Source organism: Rhizobium sp. SAFR-030 (assembly GCF_059415005.1).
On sequence record NZ_JBPFDO010000001.1, the window covers coordinates 787,136 to 803,699 of the forward strand.

18 protein-coding genes are annotated in these 16,564 nt (G+C 63.9%); 12 read left to right on the forward strand and 6 right to left on the reverse strand.

The window, feature by feature from the left end; translation table 11 throughout:
• Positions 1-116: 116 nt before the first annotated feature.
• From tldD to ACR65N_RS04135, 4 genes are all read left to right on the forward strand, one after another.
• Complete coding sequence (gene tldD / locus ACR65N_RS04120; RefSeq protein WP_440455845.1) at positions 117-1,532, forward strand: metalloprotease TldD; 1,416 nt, start codon at positions 117-119, stop codon at positions 1,530-1,532.
• On the forward strand, positions 1,529-1,990 hold the full coding sequence (locus ACR65N_RS04125) for a bleomycin resistance protein (protein ID WP_440455846.1): 462 nt from the start codon (positions 1,529-1,531) through the stop codon (positions 1,988-1,990). Before tldD ends, ACR65N_RS04125 begins: the two co-directional genes overlap by 4 nt.
• 7 nt (positions 1,991-1,997) lie before the next feature.
• Complete coding sequence (locus tag ACR65N_RS04130; protein WP_440455847.1) at positions 1,998-2,672, forward strand: HAD family hydrolase; 675 nt, start codon at positions 1,998-2,000, stop codon at positions 2,670-2,672.
• Positions 2,673-2,798: 126 nt separating this feature from the next.
• Positions 2,799-3,854 (forward strand): polysaccharide deacetylase family protein, encoded by a 1,056-nt coding sequence (locus ACR65N_RS04135; protein WP_440455848.1) that lies wholly within the window; start codon positions 2,799-2,801, stop codon positions 3,852-3,854.
• A 27-nt stretch (positions 3,855-3,881) separates the two neighbouring features.
• On the opposite strand, the gene pdxH is transcribed toward ACR65N_RS04135, so the two are convergent.
• Complete coding sequence (gene pdxH / locus ACR65N_RS04140) at positions 3,882-4,496, reverse strand: pyridoxamine 5'-phosphate oxidase (RefSeq protein WP_440455849.1); 615 nt, start codon at positions 4,494-4,496, stop codon at positions 3,882-3,884.
• Positions 4,497-4,596: 100 nt separating this feature from the next.
• Between pdxH and ACR65N_RS04145 the strand changes: the two genes are divergently transcribed.
• From ACR65N_RS04145 to ACR65N_RS04160, 4 genes are all read left to right on the forward strand, one after another.
• Positions 4,597-5,019 (forward strand): RT0821/Lpp0805 family surface protein, encoded by a 423-nt coding sequence (locus ACR65N_RS04145; protein WP_440455850.1) that lies wholly within the window; start codon positions 4,597-4,599, stop codon positions 5,017-5,019.
• Positions 5,020-5,215: 196 nt separating this feature from the next.
• Entirely contained in the window at positions 5,216-6,394 is a 1,179-nt protein-coding gene (locus ACR65N_RS04150; RefSeq protein WP_440455851.1) for a J domain-containing protein, read from the forward strand.
• Positions 6,395-6,525: 131 nt separating this feature from the next.
• Positions 6,526-7,344: an enoyl-ACP reductase FabI gene (gene fabI, locus ACR65N_RS04155; RefSeq protein ID WP_430305718.1), complete on the forward strand. Its 819-nt coding sequence runs from the start codon at positions 6,526-6,528 to the stop codon at positions 7,342-7,344.
• Between the two features lie 23 nt (positions 7,345-7,367).
• The gene (locus ACR65N_RS04160) at positions 7,368-7,958 is read left to right on the forward strand and encodes a histidine phosphatase family protein (RefSeq protein ID WP_440455852.1); all 591 of its coding nucleotides are present in this window, start codon (positions 7,368-7,370) and stop codon (positions 7,956-7,958) included.
• Between the two features lie 43 nt (positions 7,959-8,001).
• On the opposite strand, the gene ACR65N_RS04165 is transcribed toward ACR65N_RS04160, so the two are convergent.
• Positions 8,002-8,265: a DUF1344 domain-containing protein gene (locus ACR65N_RS04165; protein ID WP_440455853.1), complete on the reverse strand. Its 264-nt coding sequence runs from the start codon at positions 8,263-8,265 to the stop codon at positions 8,002-8,004.
• A gap of 279 nt (positions 8,266-8,544) precedes the next feature.
• On the opposite strand from ACR65N_RS04165, the gene ACR65N_RS04170 reads away from it, so the two are divergent.
• The 3 genes from ACR65N_RS04170 to ribB all read left to right on the forward strand — a co-directional run bounded on the left by ACR65N_RS04170 (position 8,545) and on the right by ribB (position 13,437).
• A complete protein-coding gene (locus tag ACR65N_RS04170) occupies positions 8,545-11,079 on the forward strand; it encodes a sensor domain-containing protein (RefSeq protein WP_440455854.1) in 2,535 nt (844 codons plus the stop codon).
• Between the two features lie 128 nt (positions 11,080-11,207).
• The gene (gene aroC, locus ACR65N_RS04175; RefSeq protein WP_440455855.1) at positions 11,208-12,305 is read left to right on the forward strand and encodes a chorismate synthase; all 1,098 of its coding nucleotides are present in this window, start codon (positions 11,208-11,210) and stop codon (positions 12,303-12,305) included.
• Positions 12,306-12,336: 31 nt separating this feature from the next.
• Positions 12,337-13,437 carry a 3,4-dihydroxy-2-butanone-4-phosphate synthase gene (gene ribB, locus ACR65N_RS04180; RefSeq protein ID WP_440455856.1) on the forward strand — a complete coding sequence of 367 codons (1,101 nt, stop codon included), beginning with the start codon at positions 12,337-12,339 and terminating at the stop codon, positions 13,435-13,437.
• A gap of 64 nt (positions 13,438-13,501) precedes the next feature.
• On the opposite strand, the gene ACR65N_RS04185 is transcribed toward ribB, so the two are convergent.
• Entirely contained in the window at positions 13,502-13,885 is a 384-nt protein-coding gene (locus ACR65N_RS04185; protein WP_440455857.1) for a helix-turn-helix domain-containing protein, read from the reverse strand.
• Positions 13,886-13,894: 9 nt separating this feature from the next.
• Positions 13,895-14,146, reverse strand: a complete 252-nt coding sequence (locus ACR65N_RS04190; protein WP_440455858.1) for a type II toxin-antitoxin system RelE family toxin — start codon at positions 14,144-14,146, stop codon at positions 13,895-13,897.
• Between the two features lie 150 nt (positions 14,147-14,296).
• Here ACR65N_RS04190 and ACR65N_RS04195 point away from each other — a divergent pair, with 150 nt between their 5' ends.
• A complete protein-coding gene (locus ACR65N_RS04195; protein WP_440455859.1) occupies positions 14,297-14,803 on the forward strand; it encodes a DUF1993 domain-containing protein in 507 nt (168 codons plus the stop codon).
• Positions 14,804-14,906: 103 nt separating this feature from the next.
• On the opposite strand, the gene ACR65N_RS04200 is transcribed toward ACR65N_RS04195, so the two are convergent.
• Together ACR65N_RS04200 and ACR65N_RS04205 are read right to left on the reverse strand one after the other, a co-directional pair.
• A complete protein-coding gene (locus tag ACR65N_RS04200; RefSeq protein WP_440455860.1) occupies positions 14,907-15,326 on the reverse strand; it encodes a GNAT family N-acetyltransferase in 420 nt (139 codons plus the stop codon).
• Positions 15,327-15,349: 23 nt separating this feature from the next.
• Entirely contained in the window at positions 15,350-16,537 is a 1,188-nt protein-coding gene (locus tag ACR65N_RS04205; protein WP_440455861.1) for a winged helix-turn-helix domain-containing protein, read from the reverse strand.
• Between the last annotated feature and the right edge of the window lie 27 nt (positions 16,538-16,564).

Sequence of the window (16,564 nt, forward strand, 5' to 3'; positions counted from 1 at the left end):
CTTCCCCGCCTGTCGGCACCTTCTCCTCCCCACCTTCGGGACAAGGATCGGCGTGAGGGTCGGGTTTTCCAGCCGGCAGAGCCCAGGAACCCATCCGGCAAGCGGAGCGAAGACCCATGACCACCGACCTGATCAATCTGTTCGATTGCGACGAGACCCGGCTTCGCAAGATCCTTGCGGACGCGCTCGTCGGCGCCGATGATGGCGAACTGTTCATCGAGCACGCGCAGGCGGAATCGCTGACCTTCGACAATGGCCGCCTGAAGGGCGGTTCGTTCAACACCGACCAGGGTTTTGGCCTGCGCGCGGTGGCCGGCGAAGCCGTCGGCTATGCGCATGCGGGCGAGCTTTCCGCCTCGGCGCTGTCACGCGCTGCCGATGCGGTGCAGGCCGTCACCCGTGGCTATTCGGGTTCCTACGCGGCCGCTCCGCAGCGCACCAACAAGAAGCTCTACGGCGACGACAACCCGATCGGCACGCCCTCCTTCGAACGCAAGGCGGGGCTGCTTGCCGAAGTCGATGCCTATCTGCGCGGCAAGGACCCGAAGGTCCGTCAGGTGAGCGCCTCGATCGCCGCCAGCTGGCAGGTGGTCGACATTCTCCGCGCCGACGGCCACCGGGTGCAGGACATCCGGCCGATGACGCGCATCAACATCTCCGTCGTCGTCGGCGACGGCGACCGGCAGGAGAGCGGCTCGTTCGGCACCGGCGGACGCATCGGCTTCGGCGATTTCATCGCCGAGGGCAACTGGCAGACGGGCGCCGACGAGGCGCTGCGCCAGGCACTGGTCAACCTGGAAGCGATCGAGGCGCCGGCCGGCACCATGGACGTCGTGCTCGGCAACGGCTGGCCCGGCGTCATGCTGCACGAGGCCGTCGGCCACGGCCTGGAAGGCGACTTCAATCGCAAGAAGACGTCGGCCTTTGCCGGCCTGCTCGGCGAAATGGTCGCAAGCCCCGGCGTGACGGTGGTCGACGACGGGACGATCGACAACCGGCGCGGCTCGATCACCATCGACGACGAGGGAACGCCGTCGGGCTACAATGTGCTGATCGAGAACGGCAGGCTGGTCGGCTACATGCAGGACCGCCAGAACGCCCGGCTGATGGGCATGAAGGCAACCGGCAACGGCCGCCGCCAGGGCTATGCCCACCAGCCGATGCCGCGGATGACCAATACCTATATGCTGTCGGGCGACAAAACTCCGGAAGAGATCATCGCCTCGGTCAAGAAGGGCATCTATGCAGTGTCATTCGGCGGCGGCCAGGTGGACATCACCTCCGGCAAGTTCGTCTTCGGCTGCACCGAAGCCTACATGATCGAGGACGGCAAGATCGGCCCGGCGATCAAGGGCGCCATGCTGATCGGCAACGGTCCCGATGCCATGAAGCGGGTGTCGATGGTCGGCAACGACACCAAGCTCGACACCGGCATCGGCAATTGCGGCAAGGCCGGCCAGTGGGTGCCGGTCGGTGTTGGCCAGCCGCATCTCAGGATGGACCAGGTGACGGTCGGCGGCACGCGTACGTGAGCGACCCGTTTGCGGGAAGCGAAGGCGCGAGCGGCAATGCTCTCGTGCCTGAACTTGCCGTCAGCGACTGGCGCGCGAGCCGCGCATTCTATTGCGGGCTGATCGGCTTCGAGGTGCTCTACGAGCGGCCCGAGGAAGGCTTCAGCTTTCTGACCCTCGGCGGCGCGCAGTTGATGATCGACCAGATCGGCGTCGGGCGCACCTTCGGTAACGAAGCCACGCTTCAACGACCGTTCGGTCGCGGGCTGAACCTACAGATCCGCATTCACGATGTCGGTGCGGTGCTGCAGCGCCTGCACGATGGCGGCATTCCGCTCTATCTGCCGCTTGAGGAAAAGTGGTATCGGCGCAACGATCACGAGGTCGGCAACCGACAGTTCGTCGTCGCAGACCCGGACGGCTATCTGCTGCGACTGTTCGAGGATCTCGGACCGCGACAGCTCGACACAGACATATAGGATCCGCATGCTTCCCCGCCCGCCAAAAGCCGTCGTTTTCGATATGGACGGTCTGCTGCTCGACAGCGAAGTTCTCTACCGCAGCTCTATCCTCTCGGCCGCGGCAAAGCAGGGCCTGCCGCTCGGCCCATCGATCTACGAGGGCATGCTGGGACGGCCCTGGACCGGGATCTCCGAGCTGCTGCGCGCGCATTACGGCCGCGATTTCGACGCCGACGCCTTCCGCGTCGTCTGGCTCGAACACTTCAACCTGCTGCTGGACACCGAGCTGCGGCTGAAGGCCGGCGTCACGGCACTCCTCGACATACTCGACCGGCACGATATTCCGCGGGCGATCTGCACCTCTTCCGGCCATGATCAGGTGCGCCACCACATGCAGCCGCTCGGGGTGCTGGACCGTTTCCACCATATCATCGCGCAGGGTGATTACGCACGCGGCAAGCCGGATCCGGATCCGTATCTGGCGGCCGCCGACCGGCTCGGCGTGGCGCCACAGGATTGCCTGGCACTCGAGGACAGTCACAACGGCATCCGCAGTGCCGCAGCCGCCGGCATGATGGCGGTGATGGTGCCGGACCTGCTGCAGCCGACGGACGAGATCCGGGCTTTGTGCGCCTTCGTCGCCGACAGCCTCGACCATTGCTGCGCCTTCTTCGACGCTAGAGGCACGCTGCGCAGCTAAGACCGGCTGCATCGCGACAACTTCCTGCGGCAGGCGCGGTTTCGCCATTCGCATTTATCAAGACTTAACAGTCTTCACGCTAGCGTGACGTGTATCACTGGGTGAACAGCAGGTTCGGCGAGACGCATGGGCGGAAATCTCGATGCCATATGGCGCCGCGGGGTCAAGCGTGGCCTGATCGCCGGCGGGCTGGAAACGGCCAATCTGCTCGCCCGGCTGGGCATGATGCGCCAGGCGCGTGGCCGCGGCGCGATCTTCACCCTCCACCATGTTCGCCCGATCCGCGCCCGCCGCATCGAACCGAACGCACATCTTGAAATCACCCCGGACTTTCTCGATGCGGCTATCCGCCGCCTTGCCGAGGACGGCTATGATTTCATTGCGCTGTCAGAGGTACCGGACCGGCTTGCCCATCCGCCGGAGCGGCCATTCGCCTGCTTCACCCTCGACGACGGCTACCGGAACAATAGCCAATACGCGCTTCCGGTCTTCGAGCGCCACCAGGTGCCGTTCACCGTCTTCGTCAACCAGGGGTTTGCCAACCGCAGCCACACGATCTGGTGGGAGACGCTGGCGGAACTGCTGGATGCCGAGGACGAACTCCGCTTCGACTTCGGATCGGGCGAACAGCGCCTCGCACTGGCTACTACCCAGCAACGGCTGGACGCCTTCGACCGGTTCGCGCTGTTCATCCAGATGAACGACGAGCAGATCGCCGTCGAAGCGCTCGATCGGCTGGCGCGCCGGCATGGACTGGAGCCGCTGGCGATTACCGAAGCGCTGACCATGGGCCACGAGGACCTAGTCAGCCTCAGCCGCCATCCGCTGGCCTCGCTCGGAGCCCATACGGTCAGCCATCGGGCATTGAAGCGATTGTCGGACGAGGATGCCGGGGCAGAAATGCTGCGCTCTGCCGACTGGCTGGAAACGCTGACCGGACAGCGGCCGGAGACGATCGCCTATCCTTACGGCACGCATGCCGCCGTGTCGGAGCGCGAGCAGGCGCTGGCGCTGGCGCTCGGCTTCCGGGTGGCCGTCACGACGCAGCCGGGGACGATCTGCGAACGCTACCGCGACCGGCTGACGGGCCTGCCGCGCATCTCGCTCAACGGCTATTATCAGGAGCCGCGCTACGTGGCGGCCCTGGCATCCGGCATCCCGTTCGCCCTGCACCAGGGCTGAGACGACTTGTAAGCAAGCAGTCGGGGCTTACGGATACATCCGGATCTTCGACCAGCCCTCGCCGTCGCGGCGGAATTCGACGCGGTCGTGCAGCCGGAACTGCCGGTCGTGCCAGAACTCGATGCTTTCCGGCTCAATCCGGAAACCCGACCAGAAGGGCGGGCGCGGGATTTCGCCGATCGCGTAGCGGGCCGTGACTTCCGCGACCGCCTTTTCCAGCGCAAACCGGCCTTCGAGCGGACGCGACTGCTTGGAGGCCCAGGCGCCGATGCGGCTGCCGCGGGCGCGCGAGGCGTAATAGGCATCCGCCTCTTCGTCGGAGACGACCGTCACCGGACCACGGACGCGCACCTGGCGGCGCAGCGATTTCCAGTGAAAGCACATGGCGGCCTTCTTCTGGCCGAGGATTTCCTGTCCCTTGCGGCTCTCGAAATTGGTGTAGAAAACAAAGCCGCGCGTGTCGAAACCCTTCAGAAGAACCATCCGGACATTGGGCAATCCGTCGCTATCGACGGTGGCGAGCGCCACGGCATTGGGGTCGTTGATCTCGGATCCCTCGGCTTCCTTCAGCCATTCGCCGAACAGCGCGAAAGGCTCGCTTTCCTCGGTGAAGTCACCGCTTGTTAACCGTTCTTCGGACATATTGACTTAAACGCTCCCGATCTGATCGAGTGAACCCGTGAACCTTTTCCGGATTGGACGCAAGGTGGCTGTGACCGCAAAAACGAAAAAGCAAAGGGGAATGCCGCTGTCGTTCACCGTCAAAGCCGCCCTTCTGATTCTTATGCCGGTTTCGCTTTGCGGCTGCACCAGCGGCAGCTTCGACCTGTTCGACAGCACGGCCAAGGTCGACCGCAGCATATCCACCTCGTCGGTGCCGAAGCGCTCCCAGGAGGCCGTCTCGGACCAGGCGACGGTGCTGAACGCGGTCACCTCGACGGATGTCGAAAAGCTTGCCGGCGCCCCGCTCCCCTGGGCCAACACCTCGACCGGCAGCGCCGGCGTCGTCTCGGAGATCCACGAGACGGCTGATGCCGGAACCCGCTGCCGCCGCTTCGTCACCACCCGCCACGCCTATGACGGGATCGCCCAGTTCAACGGCCAGGCCTGTCTCGACGGTACGGGCCAGTGGTCGATGATGGACTTCCAGCAGCGGACGAACTGATTACCTTCTGGTAAGCTTAATTGCAGTCTCGCAGATTGCGTAAAAGCATCTTTACCTGTTGAGCCGCTAGCCTCCCCTTGCACAGGCCCATGGACCATGCTCCGCCGACGGAACTGGAACGTGAGCATGGGAGTTGTTTGCGGGCGAGCGTCTCCGATCCGACAGGAGGGCGCCGTCCAGGTAACTGGTGGCTTTTATGCGCGATCCTTATTCAGTTCTTGGCGTCAAACGCGATGCAGCAGTCGACGAGATCAAGGCCGCCTGGCGGTCGAAGGCCAAATCCCTGCATCCGGACCATAACCAGGATGACCCGAGCGCCAACCGACGCTTTGCCGAAGTCGGCCAGGCCTACGAGGTGCTGAAGGATCCGGATCGCCGGCGTCGCTACGACCGGGCGGCGGAAGCCCACCAGACGATCATGCAGCAGCGCGAAGGTGCGCGACAGGCCGAGGAGCGGGCAAAGGCTGCGCGTGCCAAGGCCGAGCAGGTGATGGAAGAGCTGGCGCGGGCGAATGCCCAGCGTGCCCAGGCGCAGGCGGCAGCTGCCGCCGAAGCGCCCGAGGACATCGTCGAGCGGATCTTCGGGCAGACGGCGGAAGCCGCATCCGGGGGCGGCCGGCGTGCCCGCCCGACATCGGCGCAGCAGGCACACTACCAGACACAGAGCCGGGCATCGCAGGAACAGGCCGCCCCGGGCCAGGCCCAGCCGGGTAGCCGGACGACCGCACCCGACGGCGACACTGCCGATACCGCCACAACCGGCGATGAGGCACCGGCTGCAAAGCCGTCGGCGCCGCTGCCGCTGCAGGCGATCGAACTCATCACCTCGCTGATGCGGCGCATCCGCGGCGAAGTTCCGCCGCCGGAAAAGGCACCTGACCTTCTGGCCTCGGCCAATGTCAGCCTTGAGGACATGCTGAAGCTCAACATCGTCACGCTTCACCTGTCGGACGAGCGCGAGATCCGCTTCCCGCTGGAGGCCGGAATGACCGACGGCGAGGAAGTGCGGCTGAAGGGACAGGGACTGCGGCTGGCCGGCATGCAGCGCGGCGACCTCCTGGTCACCGTCCGGATCGGTCGCGACGAGCGATTCCGCGTCGAGGGTCACGATCTGCACACGGCGCTGTCGATCTCGCTCGAAGATGCGGTTCTCGGTGGCGAGCACGAGGTAGAGACACCCGGTGGCCGGATGACCATCTCGGTGCCGGCATGGTCGGGATCCGATCAGTATGTCACGGTTCCAGGCCTCGGCCTGTTGAAAAAGGATGGCGAACGCGGCGACCTGATCGTCGAACTGCGGGTTCTCCTGTGGGAAAAGCCGGACGCCAAAGTCATCGATCTGATGCGTCACATGCGCCACGGACTGTTCGTCTAGCCGCTTCTCAACGACATCCGGGCCGTGCACCCTTTGTTACGCCGCCTTACATCAGATGATCTTCGTCATGCTTGAACGCTGAGACCGGCTATGCCATAGGCATCCTTCGTCGAAGTCTCAGAGGATAGAGTATGGCTCAGGCAACCGGTCTCATGGCAGGCAAACGTGGCATCATCATGGGTGTCGCGAACAACCGCTCGATCGCATGGGGAATTGCCAAGGCCATTCACGCTCAGGGTGGCGAGGTTGCCTTCACCCATCAGGGAGACGCGCTGAAGAAGCGTGTCGAGCCTTTGGCCGCTGAAATCGGCGCGCTGATGGCCGGCCACTGCGACGTCAGCGACGAGGCGTCGATCGACGAGGTGTTCGCCAACATCGAGAAGCAGTGGGGCAAGATCGACTTTCTGGTGCACGCCATCGGCTTCTCGGACAAGGACGAACTGACCGGCCGTTACGTCGACACGACGCCGGACAATTTTGCCAAGACCATGCAGATTTCCGTCTACTCGTTCACCTCCGTCGCACGCCGCGCCGAAAAGCTGATGACCGACGGCGGCTCGATGCTGACGCTGACCTATTACGGCGCCGAAAAGGTGATGCCGAACTACAATGTCATGGGTGTCGCCAAGGCCGCGCTCGAAGCAAGCGTCAAGTATCTGGCGGTCGACCTCGGCCCGAAGAACATCCGCGTCAACGCCATCTCGGCCGGCCCGATCAAGACGCTGGCCGCCTCCGGCATCGGCGATTTCCGCTACATCCTCAAGTGGAACGAATATAACGCGCCGCTGCGCCGCACCGTGTCCATCGAGGAAGTCGGCGATGTCGGCCTCTACATGCTGTCGGATCTGTCGCGCTCGGTGACCGGCGAAGTCCATCATGCCGACAGCGGCTATCATGTCATCGGCATGAAGGCAGTCGACGCTCCCGATATCTCTGTCGTCAAAGACTAAAAGGCGCAGTTAAGGCAACGGCCGTGCTCATCTACATGATCCGCCATGGGCAGACCGATTGGAATGCCGAAGGCCGGCTGCAGGGGCAGAAGGATATCGGCCTCAACGAGATCGGCCGGGCCCAGGCGCGTCAGAACGGCGCGGCGTTGAGAGACCTGCTCGGTGACGGCGCGCACAGCTTCGATTTTGTCGCCTCCCCCCTGTCGCGTACCCGCGAAACCATGGAACTGGCACGCGGCGCCATCGGCCTTGATCCGCTGCGCTACCGGACCGACGAACGGCTTGTCGAACTGTCGTTCGGCGACTGGGAAGGCTTTACGCTGGACGAGGTTCGCCGCGTTTCACCCGACCGCCTGAAGATGCGCTCGCGCCAGAAGTGGAGCTTCATTCCGCCCGGCACGGATGCCGAAAGCTACGAGATCCTGTCGTGGCGGGTGGGCGCCTGGCTGCAATCGGTGGACAGGCCGACTGTCTGCGTCAGCCATGGTGGCGTGATCCGTTCGATCCTGAAGCTGGTCGGAGGGTGGGACGAGACGGAGGCGGCGAAGTCAGCCATCCCGCAGGACCGGGTGCTCATCATCGACCGCGATCTCGGCAAGGCCGAGTGGCTCTGAGCGGCAGCCCGTTCCGAGCGTCCAAAGAGTGCTTGCCTGGATGTTACTGCGACAGGACCTGCAGGTCGTCGATGACCCGCGTGCCGTCGACGACGGTGTAGAAGACGACGACCTTGACGCCTGACGACAGCCCGTCGAAATTGAATTCCTCCGGCACCTTGTAGGTCTTCCCGTCGTCCAGCGTCAGGTTCAGCTGCTTCACGTCGATCGACTTGATCGTCGCCTCGACATCCATGCTTTGCGCGCTCCCAGACAGCGGGGACAAGAGGCTTGCAGTGGCCAGCAGGGCGGCAATCAGGATGCGCATCGACGAGACTTTCATAAACGGGGCAAGCTTTTTGTTTATCAACGGTTTTCTGCCTTCTGATTGTGGCGAAATTTGACCTGATTGATGACAATTTAGCTGCGATTTCCTTTGTGGATATTAACCTTTTCTGCCGGCACCCGTTCCAAGCCCGTCCGTCATGCACAACCGGGACAAGAAATAGGGGAGTAGTTCATGCAGTCCAGCTCAAGGGGAAATTAACTGGCAGTCCCTAGCGTCGGGCCGATCACTGCGCAGTCTCAAGAGAAGGCCTTGCATTTGTTGCCCAAGCTGTCTGCCTCACGGCGCCCGGACCAGGCGTCCGCCAGTTGGCGAAATTCGCTGACGATCGCGCTCGGACTAGCGTCCCTGGGCGTCGCGGGTGGCACAGCGTTCGCCTATGTCGAGATCCAGTCCCACTATGCGCTGCATGCGGCGGCTGAAGGTCAGGCGGGAATAGCGGCATTCGGCGACAGCTTGGCGCAGGACCCACTCTCCTTTCGCTTCTTCCTGATCATCGCAGCCCTTGCAACGATCATTCCGGCGTTGATCGGCAGCATCCTGGTAAGGGAGCGCAACCGCCACATCGCCATGTTGAAGGCCCGCGAGGCGAGCCTCCTCGACCTGTCGCAGAAGTTCAACCTGGCGATGGAGACGCCGAACATCGGCATCTGGGAAGTGACGGAGGACAACTACCTGTGCTGGGACGTTCGGGCGGCCATGCTGCACGGCCGGCATATCGATACCGGCACCAGTCGGCTTAACGACTGGCTGCGCTCCGTCTATCCGCCCGACGTCGGGGCGGCCGAAGCGCATTTCTTCACCTGCATCTGCTCCACCGCTCCCTGCGCGCAGGTCTACCGCGTACAGCTTCCGGACGGCGAGATCCGTCACCTGCGTTCCGCCGGCGCCACCTATCGCGGCAGCGACGGCAGTGCCCGCACCACCGGCATCGTCTGGGATATCACCTCCGACATCATGGTCAACCAGACGCTGCGTGAGGCGAAGGAAAACAGCGACATCAAGAACGCCGAGCTGGAGCTGGCGCTCGACGAGCTGTCCAACCGCGAACAGGACCTCGAAGAACTCTCGACGCGGCTGGATCTGGCGCTCGCCTCCTACAATTGCGGCATCTGGGAATGCAATCCGATTACCCGGACGGAAGTCTGGGATGCGCGCATGTGCCAGCTTTATGGCATCCCCCACACCGACGGCCGGATCAGCGCCCAGCAGTGGCTGACGCTGATCCACCCGGAGGACCGGGAGGTCGCCGAGACGGTGTCGCCAAAGTTCCCGCGGTCAATGCGCGAGACGCTGACCGTGCGCGTGCCGCAGCCGGACGGCAGCATCCGTTTCGTCCGGTCGTTCGGCAAGGCCCACAGCATGCGCGACGGCTCGCTGAAGATCGTCGGCATTGCCTTCGACGTGACCGAGGACATGCGCCTGACGCAGCAGCTGCAAGCTGCGATGCAGGAGGCGGAAGCCAAGAATGTCGAGCTGGAGCAGGCCAAGCACCGGATCGAGCACAACGCCCTGCACGACCCGCTGACGCAGCTCGCCAACCGCCGCAAGCTCGACCTGGAGCTCGACGCGCTGGCCAAGGACAGCTGCATCGAGCGGCTGCAGGTATCGATCCTGCACCTCGACCTCGACCGCTTCAAGCAGATCAACGACACGCTCGGCCATGCGGCCGGCGACGCCATGCTGATGCACGCGGCACGTATCCTGACCAGCAGCGTCGACCCGCAGGACGTCGTGGCGCGCATCGGCGGCGACGAATTCGTCATCCTGGTGCGCGATGGCCGCGACGCCGAGGCGATCGCCGGGCTGGCAAACCGGATCATCACCGCCCTTCGCCAGCCGCTCGACTATGACGGCTTCTCGTGCCGCTGCGGCGTCTCGATCGGCATTGCCGAGGCGAGCGGCCTGCGCATCGATGCGCGCCGGACGCTGATCAACGCCGATATCGCGCTCTACCGAGCCAAGCGCCAGGGCCGCAATCGCTACGAGTTCTTCACGCACAATCTGCAAGCCGAGATCATCAACCACAAGCGCACCGCCGACGAGCTGCTGACGGCGCTCGAGACCAGCCAGTTCGCCACCTGGTACCAGCCGCAGTTCTGCGCAAGGACGATGCAGCTGATCGGCGTCGAGGCGCTGGTGCGGTGGGAGCATCCGTATCGTGGCCTGCTGACGCCGGACGCTTTCCTCGACATCGCAGAGGATCTGAACGTCTCGGCTGCCATCGACCAGGTGGTGCTGGAGACGGTGCTGACCGACCAGATGCGCTGGCAGGCGCAGGGGATCGTCGTGCCGCGCGTCTCGGTCAACGTCTCCTCCAAGCGGCTGAAGGACGAAAGCCTGATCGCCACCCTGGAGACACTGGCAATCCGGCCGGGCCAGATCGCCTTCGAGTTGGTGGAATCGATCTTCCTTGACGAGAGCGAGGACGTCGTCACGCACAACCTGGCGCGCATCAAGGCGCTCGGGATCGACATCGAGATTGACGACTTCGGCACCGGGCACACCTCGATCGTCAGCCTTCTGAAACTGACGCCGAAGCGCCTGAAGATCGACCGGCAGCTGGTAATGCCGATCCTCACCTCGCCGCAGGAACGGTCGCTGGTACGGTCGATCATCGAGATCGCCAAGTCGCTCGGCGTCGAGACCGTGGCAGAGGGCGTGGAGACGATGGAACATGCGGAACTGCTGCGTCGGCTCGGCTGCGACATGCTGCAGGGCTACGCATTCGCTCGCCCGCTGTCGTTTGACCATTTCACCCAAGCGGCCCGCGGCGGTTTCCCCAAAGCCGCCTGAACACGACACAGCGTCTCTGATCCGGCGCCGTTTGCAGCACAAAAAGGCCTTTCCACCGGTCCCGCTTTTCCACTATGACAGGGCCGCTCAACGTCATGGCGGCCTCGGTTGCCCAACGGTCAGGTCTCATGTCGCATAACACGTTCGGTCATCTCTTCCGCGTCACCACATGGGGTGAAAGCCATGGTCCCGCGCTCGGCTGCGTGGTCGACGGCTGCCCTCCGGGCCTCGCCTTCACCCAGGAGGAGATCCAGAGCTTCATGGACAAGCGCAAGCCGGGCCAGTCCCGCTTCGTCACCCAGAGGCGCGAGGACGACGTGGTTAAGGTGCTGTCGGGCGTCATGCTGTCGGACGATGGCGTGACCATGGTGACGACCGGCACGCCGGTGTCGATGCTGATCGAGAATACCGACCAGCGCTCCAAGGACTACGGCGAAATCGCCCGCCGCTACCGGCCCGGCCATGCGGACTTCGCCTACGACGTCAAATACGGCATTCGCGACTACCGCGGCGGCGGCCGCTCCTCGGCGCGCGAGACCGCCGCCCGGGTGGCCGCCGGCGTGCTGGCCCGCAAGGTACTGCCGGGCGTGACCGTTCGCGGCGCGCTGACGCAGATCGGCCGCCACAGAATCAACCGCGCCAACTGGGACTGGGCACAGGTCGACCAGAACCCGTTCTTCTGCCCGGATGCGCAGATGGTGCCGGTGTGGGAAGAGTATCTCGACGACATCCGCAAGTCCGGCTCGTCGATCGGCGCCGTCATCGAGATCGTGGCCGAAGGCGTGCCGGCAGGTCTCGGCGCGCCGATCTACGGCAAGCTCGACCAGGAAATCGCCTCGGCGCTGATGTCGATCAACGCGGTCAAGGGCGTCGAGATCGGCGAAGGTTTTGCCGCCGCCGAACTGTCCGGCGAGGACAATGCCGACGAGATGCGGATGGGCAATGACGGCGTACCGATGTTCCTCTCCAATCACGCCGGCGGCGTGCTTGGCGGCATTTCAACCGGCCAGCCGCTTGTCGCGCGGTTTGCCGTGAAGCCGACCTCGTCGATCCTCACCGAGCGCCTGTCCATCGATGCCGACGGCAACAATGTCGATGTCCGCACCAAGGGCCGCCACGACCCGTGCGTCGGCATCCGTGCCGCACCGATCGGCGAGGCGATGGTGGCCTGCGTGCTTGCCGATCATTACCTGCGCGACCGCGGCCAAACCGGCCGTCAGCGGTAGCCCGGCTCCAGAGAACAACAGGATCAAGACAATGCCGTTCGATCAGAAGCGCGTCGCCGACGCCATCCGTGCCTTTGAAGCAGGCGAGATCGTTGTCGTCACCGACGACGACGATCGCGAAAACGAAGGCGATCTCATCGTCGCCGCGGTGCACTGCACGGCGGAAAAGATGGCCTTCATCGTGCGCCACACCTCCGGCATCGTCTGCACGCCGATGCCGCGCGAGGAGGCCAAGCGCCTCAACCTCAACGCCATGGTGGCGGAAAACGACAGCGCCCACACGACGGCCTTCACCGTCAGCGTCGATTTCAAGCACGGCACGACGACCGGCATTTCCGCCGACGACCGGACGCTGACCGTGCGCAACCTCGCCAACCCGAATGTCGGCCCCGCCGACTTCGTCCGCCCGGGCCACATTTTCCCGCTGATCGCCCGCGAGGGCGGCGTGCTGATGCGCTCCGGCCATACGGAGGCTGCCGTCGACCTCTGCCGGCTGGCCGACCTGCCGCCCGTCGGCGTGATCAGCGAGCTCGTCAACGACGATGGCACTGTCATGCGCGGACCGGATGTCACGGCCTTCGCCGAAAAGCACAAGCTGCTGCAGGTCTCGGTTGCCGACCTCATCGCCTACCGCCAGCGCAAGGAAACGCTGATCGAACTGCAGTCGAGCTTCGACATGGCGACGCCCATCGGCCCGGCGACGGCGCATGCCTATTCGCTGCCCTGGGACCCGATGCAGCATCTGGCGGTGGTGTTCGGCGATATCCGCGACGGCGTCGACATTCCGGTGCGCCTGCATCTGGAAAACGTCGCCAGCGACGTGTTCGGCGATACCCGCTCGATCGAACGCTACATGGACCGGATCGCCGAAGAGAAGCGCGGCGTGATCATCTACCTGCGCGAGGGATCGGTCGGCGTCGGCCAGAAGGGCACCAATCGCCGTTCGCGCATGGGCACGGAAGATCACGGCAATGCCCAGGTGCGCGACAGCGAGTGGCTCGAAATCGGCCTCGGAGCCCAGATCCTCAAGGATCTCGGCGTCAGCTCGATCAAGCTGATGACCAGCCGCGAGCGTCACTATGTGGGGCTCGAAGGCTTCGGCATCCGGATCGGCGAGACCGTGATCCTCTGACACCCGGCAGACGGCATTTCGCCGGGAGTTTTTACCCGACGGACGGTTGTGGGCAGACCATGGGCTAGCCTTTGAACCAGGAAGCTGGAACGCCGAGAACGGTCGACAGATTTTGAGCGACGGCGTCGGTGACGTTCCGGCGACCATTTTCCAGGTCCGATAGAAATCCCTGCCCAAGGCCGGTCTTCGCCGCGAGCTGCTGTTGTGTCAGGCCGCGCGAAGCGCGTAGCGCCTTGATCCGATGATCACCCCGCAAGATGGCGATCGATACTTCGGCAGGCAGCAGACCATCGGCGTCAAGTTCCGCCTTGCGCGCGTCGTAGAGGGCGACATCATCATCGTCTTCGGCATCGCTCATCAGAGCGGCGACCATGGCATCATAATCTGCCTTGGACAGGACAACCATTTCCTCGCCGTTGCTGGCAGTAATGATCTGGATCTTATGCATGACGGCTTCTCAATTTCTGTTGTAGGTGCTTGTCTCGCGTTTCCCGATATAGATCGCGAGAATGGTGTTGGCATCTTCATCAAAGATGACACGGTAGCGTCCGACACGCAGACGATAGCCGGCCCTACCCTTCAGCATCTTGACGTCCCCTTCGCCCTTGATGGCATAGTTGATCAAGGCGTCCGACACCTGATGCCGCGCATTGAGGGGAAGATTATCGAGGTCTTTGGCCGCGGCGATGGAAAGAACCAGGGTCTTCATGCAGCATTTAGCACATGATTATCGCATCCAAGCAACGTATTAAATCGCAAATTATCGCAGTCCGACCACTTGCGTGGCTCTCGCCGCAGTCCCACTTGTCCGGCTGCCGGCAGCACCGGACAAACGACGTTCTCTTTCAAGGAAAATTTGATGTCAGTGACACTCTACGAGGTGAGCGTGCCGGTCTTCATCCGCGGCCTGGGCAACCTTTCCGCCATTCTGGAGAAGGGACGCGCCTTCGCCAAGGAGAGCGGGCTTGCCGACAGCGACCTGCTCGAAGCTCGGCTCTTTCCAGACATGGGCAACCTGATCGCGCAGATCCAGCGGGCCAGCGACACGGCAAAGTTTGCCCCAGTCCGGGTCGGCGAGGTCGAGAACCAGTCGATGCAGGATGACGAACAAAGCTTCGACGACCTGCAGGCGCGCATCGCCAAGACTATCGCTTTCCTCAAAGCCGTGCCCGCTGCATCGATGGACGGACGCGACGACGCGATCGTCGAGGTGAAGTCCGGCGGCGGCGTCCGCACCTTTACCGCCCGCGACTACGTGCTGGGCTTTGCCATCCCCAACTTCTTCTTCCACGTGACCACGGCCTACGCGCTGCTGCGCCACAAGGGTGTGCCGGTCGGCAAGATGGATTATCTGGGCCGTTCGTAACTGTGTCGAGGGAAGGCTTCGGCACCAGAATAACGTCCAACGACACCGTCTGACGGCGGCTGTCAGGAACTCCAGCGGGCGGCATCTGCCGCCCGATCGCCCCTCACCTGGCGATCTTCATCGCCATGCCGACCGAGCGCGGCGCGGTTTCCTCGAAGCCGAACTGGGCGTAGAGGCGATTGGCCGGCACGTCAGCGATCAGGCTGACATAGGCGGTGGCCGGCGCATTGTCCCGCAGGTATGCCACCAGCGCCGCCATGATCCGCTTGCCGAGCCCCTTGCCCTGGTGCTCCGGCAGAACCGCAATGTCGGTGACCTGGAAGAAGCAGCCGCCGTCACCGATGATGCGACCCATGCCGACGATACAGTCATCCTGGACAACGCGCACGCCAAACAGCGTGCCCTTCAGCCCGATGGCGGCGGCTTCCGCCGAAAACGGCGTGAGGCCGGACGCCTGGCGCAGGTGCAGGTAGTCGTCGAGCGGTGGGAAGCGGTCTTCGACATGATAGCCGCTGGTGTCCATGGCACTCCCCTCTTCCATAAATTTCACGCACGCCATCCGTTGGAATATTCGATCCGCTCGACGCCGGTAAACCTGGCAAGCCTTCCAAGCTCCGCATCGAGCTTTTCCAGGCGACCGGCGGAGGCGCGCACGCCTTTCTCCCACCAGATCCGCCTGACCTGCAGGACGCCCGCCTTGCGATCCGCCTTCATGTCGATCCGGCCGACCATCCGCGTGCCCTCGAGCAGCGGAAAGACATAGTAGCCGTATTGCCGCTTCGGCTCGGGCACGAAGACCTCGATCCGATAGTTGAAACCGAACAGCCGCTCGGCCCGGTCGCGGTCGCGCAGCAGCGGGTCGAAGGGGCTTAGAACCCGCAGCCTCGCCGGCGGCTCGGGCGGATCGATGAGCGTCGGCAGCTGCTCGGCAAAGCCATGCGACAGTCGCTGCCGGCCGTCGGCGGTGCCGAGCATCACGTCCTCGAGCTCGTCGCGGTGCTCCGCCAGCCAGGCCTTTGCCTCCAGTGGCGTCACCAGATCCCAGAATGCGGCGATCTCGCCGGACGTGGCAAAGCCTAGCCGCGTCAGCGCCGAGCGGCAGGCCCAGTCGACGAAGGCCGGATGATCGACTTCGGCCGCAAAATGATCGGGCGGGATCACCCGCTCCGCGAGGTCATAGACCTTCTGAAAATTGACGCGTCCGCTGATCGCTACCTTGCCGGTGTGCCACAGATATTCGAGCGCGGTCTTGGATGGATGCCAGTTCCACCAGCCACCCGACGTGTGGCCTTCCGCCTTGACTTCGCGCGCCATCACCGGACCACTGTCGCGGATGCGCTGGTGGGTGTCCTCGAAGGCGGAATCGTAGCCCTCCCCCTGCCAGCGGCACCAGTTGGCACGGATCCTCTCCTCGCGGCGGAGAAAGCGATGCTTCCAATAGGGAAAGAAGGCCGACGGGATGATCGCCGCGTCATGGGTCCAGTGCTCGAAGAGCAGCCGGTCCTTTTCGAGCAGCGCCGTCAGGTCCTCGCGGCGGTAGGTCTGGTTGCGTGAGAACAGGATCTGGTGGTGCGCCCGCTCGACCGTCTGAATGCTGTCGATCTGGACGAAGCCGAGCTCCTCGATCAGCTCGTACAGTCCCTGCCGGCCGAGCTGCCGGTTCGGCGGGCGCGACAGCCCCTGCCGCTCAAGGAAGATCTTTCGCGCTTGGGTGTTGTCGATCAGAATCGTCATGCGGCAAGGCTAGCCGACGTTCGCCGT

Excerpts from the sequence above, each read along its gene's own strand:
- aroC (WP_440455855.1), top strand. The coding sequence starts at position 11,208 with ATGTCGCATAACACGTTCGGTCATCTCTTCCGCGTCACCACATGGGGT.
- fabI (WP_430305718.1), top strand. The coding sequence starts at position 6,526 with ATGGCTCAGGCAACCGGTCTCATGGCAGGCAAACGTGGCATCATCATG.
- ACR65N_RS04165 (WP_440455853.1), bottom strand. The coding sequence starts at position 8,265 with ATGCGCATCCTGATTGCCGCCCTGCTGGCCACTGCAAGCCTCTTGTCC.
- ACR65N_RS04185 (WP_440455857.1), bottom strand. The coding sequence starts at position 13,885 with ATGCATAAGATCCAGATCATTACTGCCAGCAACGGCGAGGAAATGGTT.
- ACR65N_RS04205 (WP_440455861.1), bottom strand. The coding sequence starts at position 16,537 with ATGACGATTCTGATCGACAACACCCAAGCGCGAAAGATCTTCCTTGAG.
- ACR65N_RS04130 (WP_440455847.1), top strand. The coding sequence starts at position 1,998 with ATGCTTCCCCGCCCGCCAAAAGCCGTCGTTTTCGATATGGACGGTCTG.
- ribB (WP_440455856.1), top strand. The coding sequence starts at position 12,337 with ATGCCGTTCGATCAGAAGCGCGTCGCCGACGCCATCCGTGCCTTTGAA.
- pdxH (WP_440455849.1), bottom strand. The coding sequence starts at position 4,496 with ATGTCCGAAGAACGGTTAACAAGCGGTGACTTCACCGAGGAAAGCGAG.
- ACR65N_RS04190 (WP_440455858.1), bottom strand. The coding sequence starts at position 14,146 with ATGAAGACCCTGGTTCTTTCCATCGCCGCGGCCAAAGACCTCGATAAT.
- ACR65N_RS04145 (WP_440455850.1), top strand. The coding sequence starts at position 4,597 with ATGCCGCTGTCGTTCACCGTCAAAGCCGCCCTTCTGATTCTTATGCCG.
- ACR65N_RS04195 (WP_440455859.1), top strand. The coding sequence starts at position 14,297 with ATGTCAGTGACACTCTACGAGGTGAGCGTGCCGGTCTTCATCCGCGGC.
- tldD (WP_440455845.1), top strand. The coding sequence starts at position 117 with ATGACCACCGACCTGATCAATCTGTTCGATTGCGACGAGACCCGGCTT.
- ACR65N_RS04150 (WP_440455851.1), top strand. The coding sequence starts at position 5,216 with ATGCGCGATCCTTATTCAGTTCTTGGCGTCAAACGCGATGCAGCAGTC.
- ACR65N_RS04200 (WP_440455860.1), bottom strand. The coding sequence starts at position 15,326 with ATGGACACCAGCGGCTATCATGTCGAAGACCGCTTCCCACCGCTCGAC.
- ACR65N_RS04135 (WP_440455848.1), top strand. The coding sequence starts at position 2,799 with ATGGGCGGAAATCTCGATGCCATATGGCGCCGCGGGGTCAAGCGTGGC.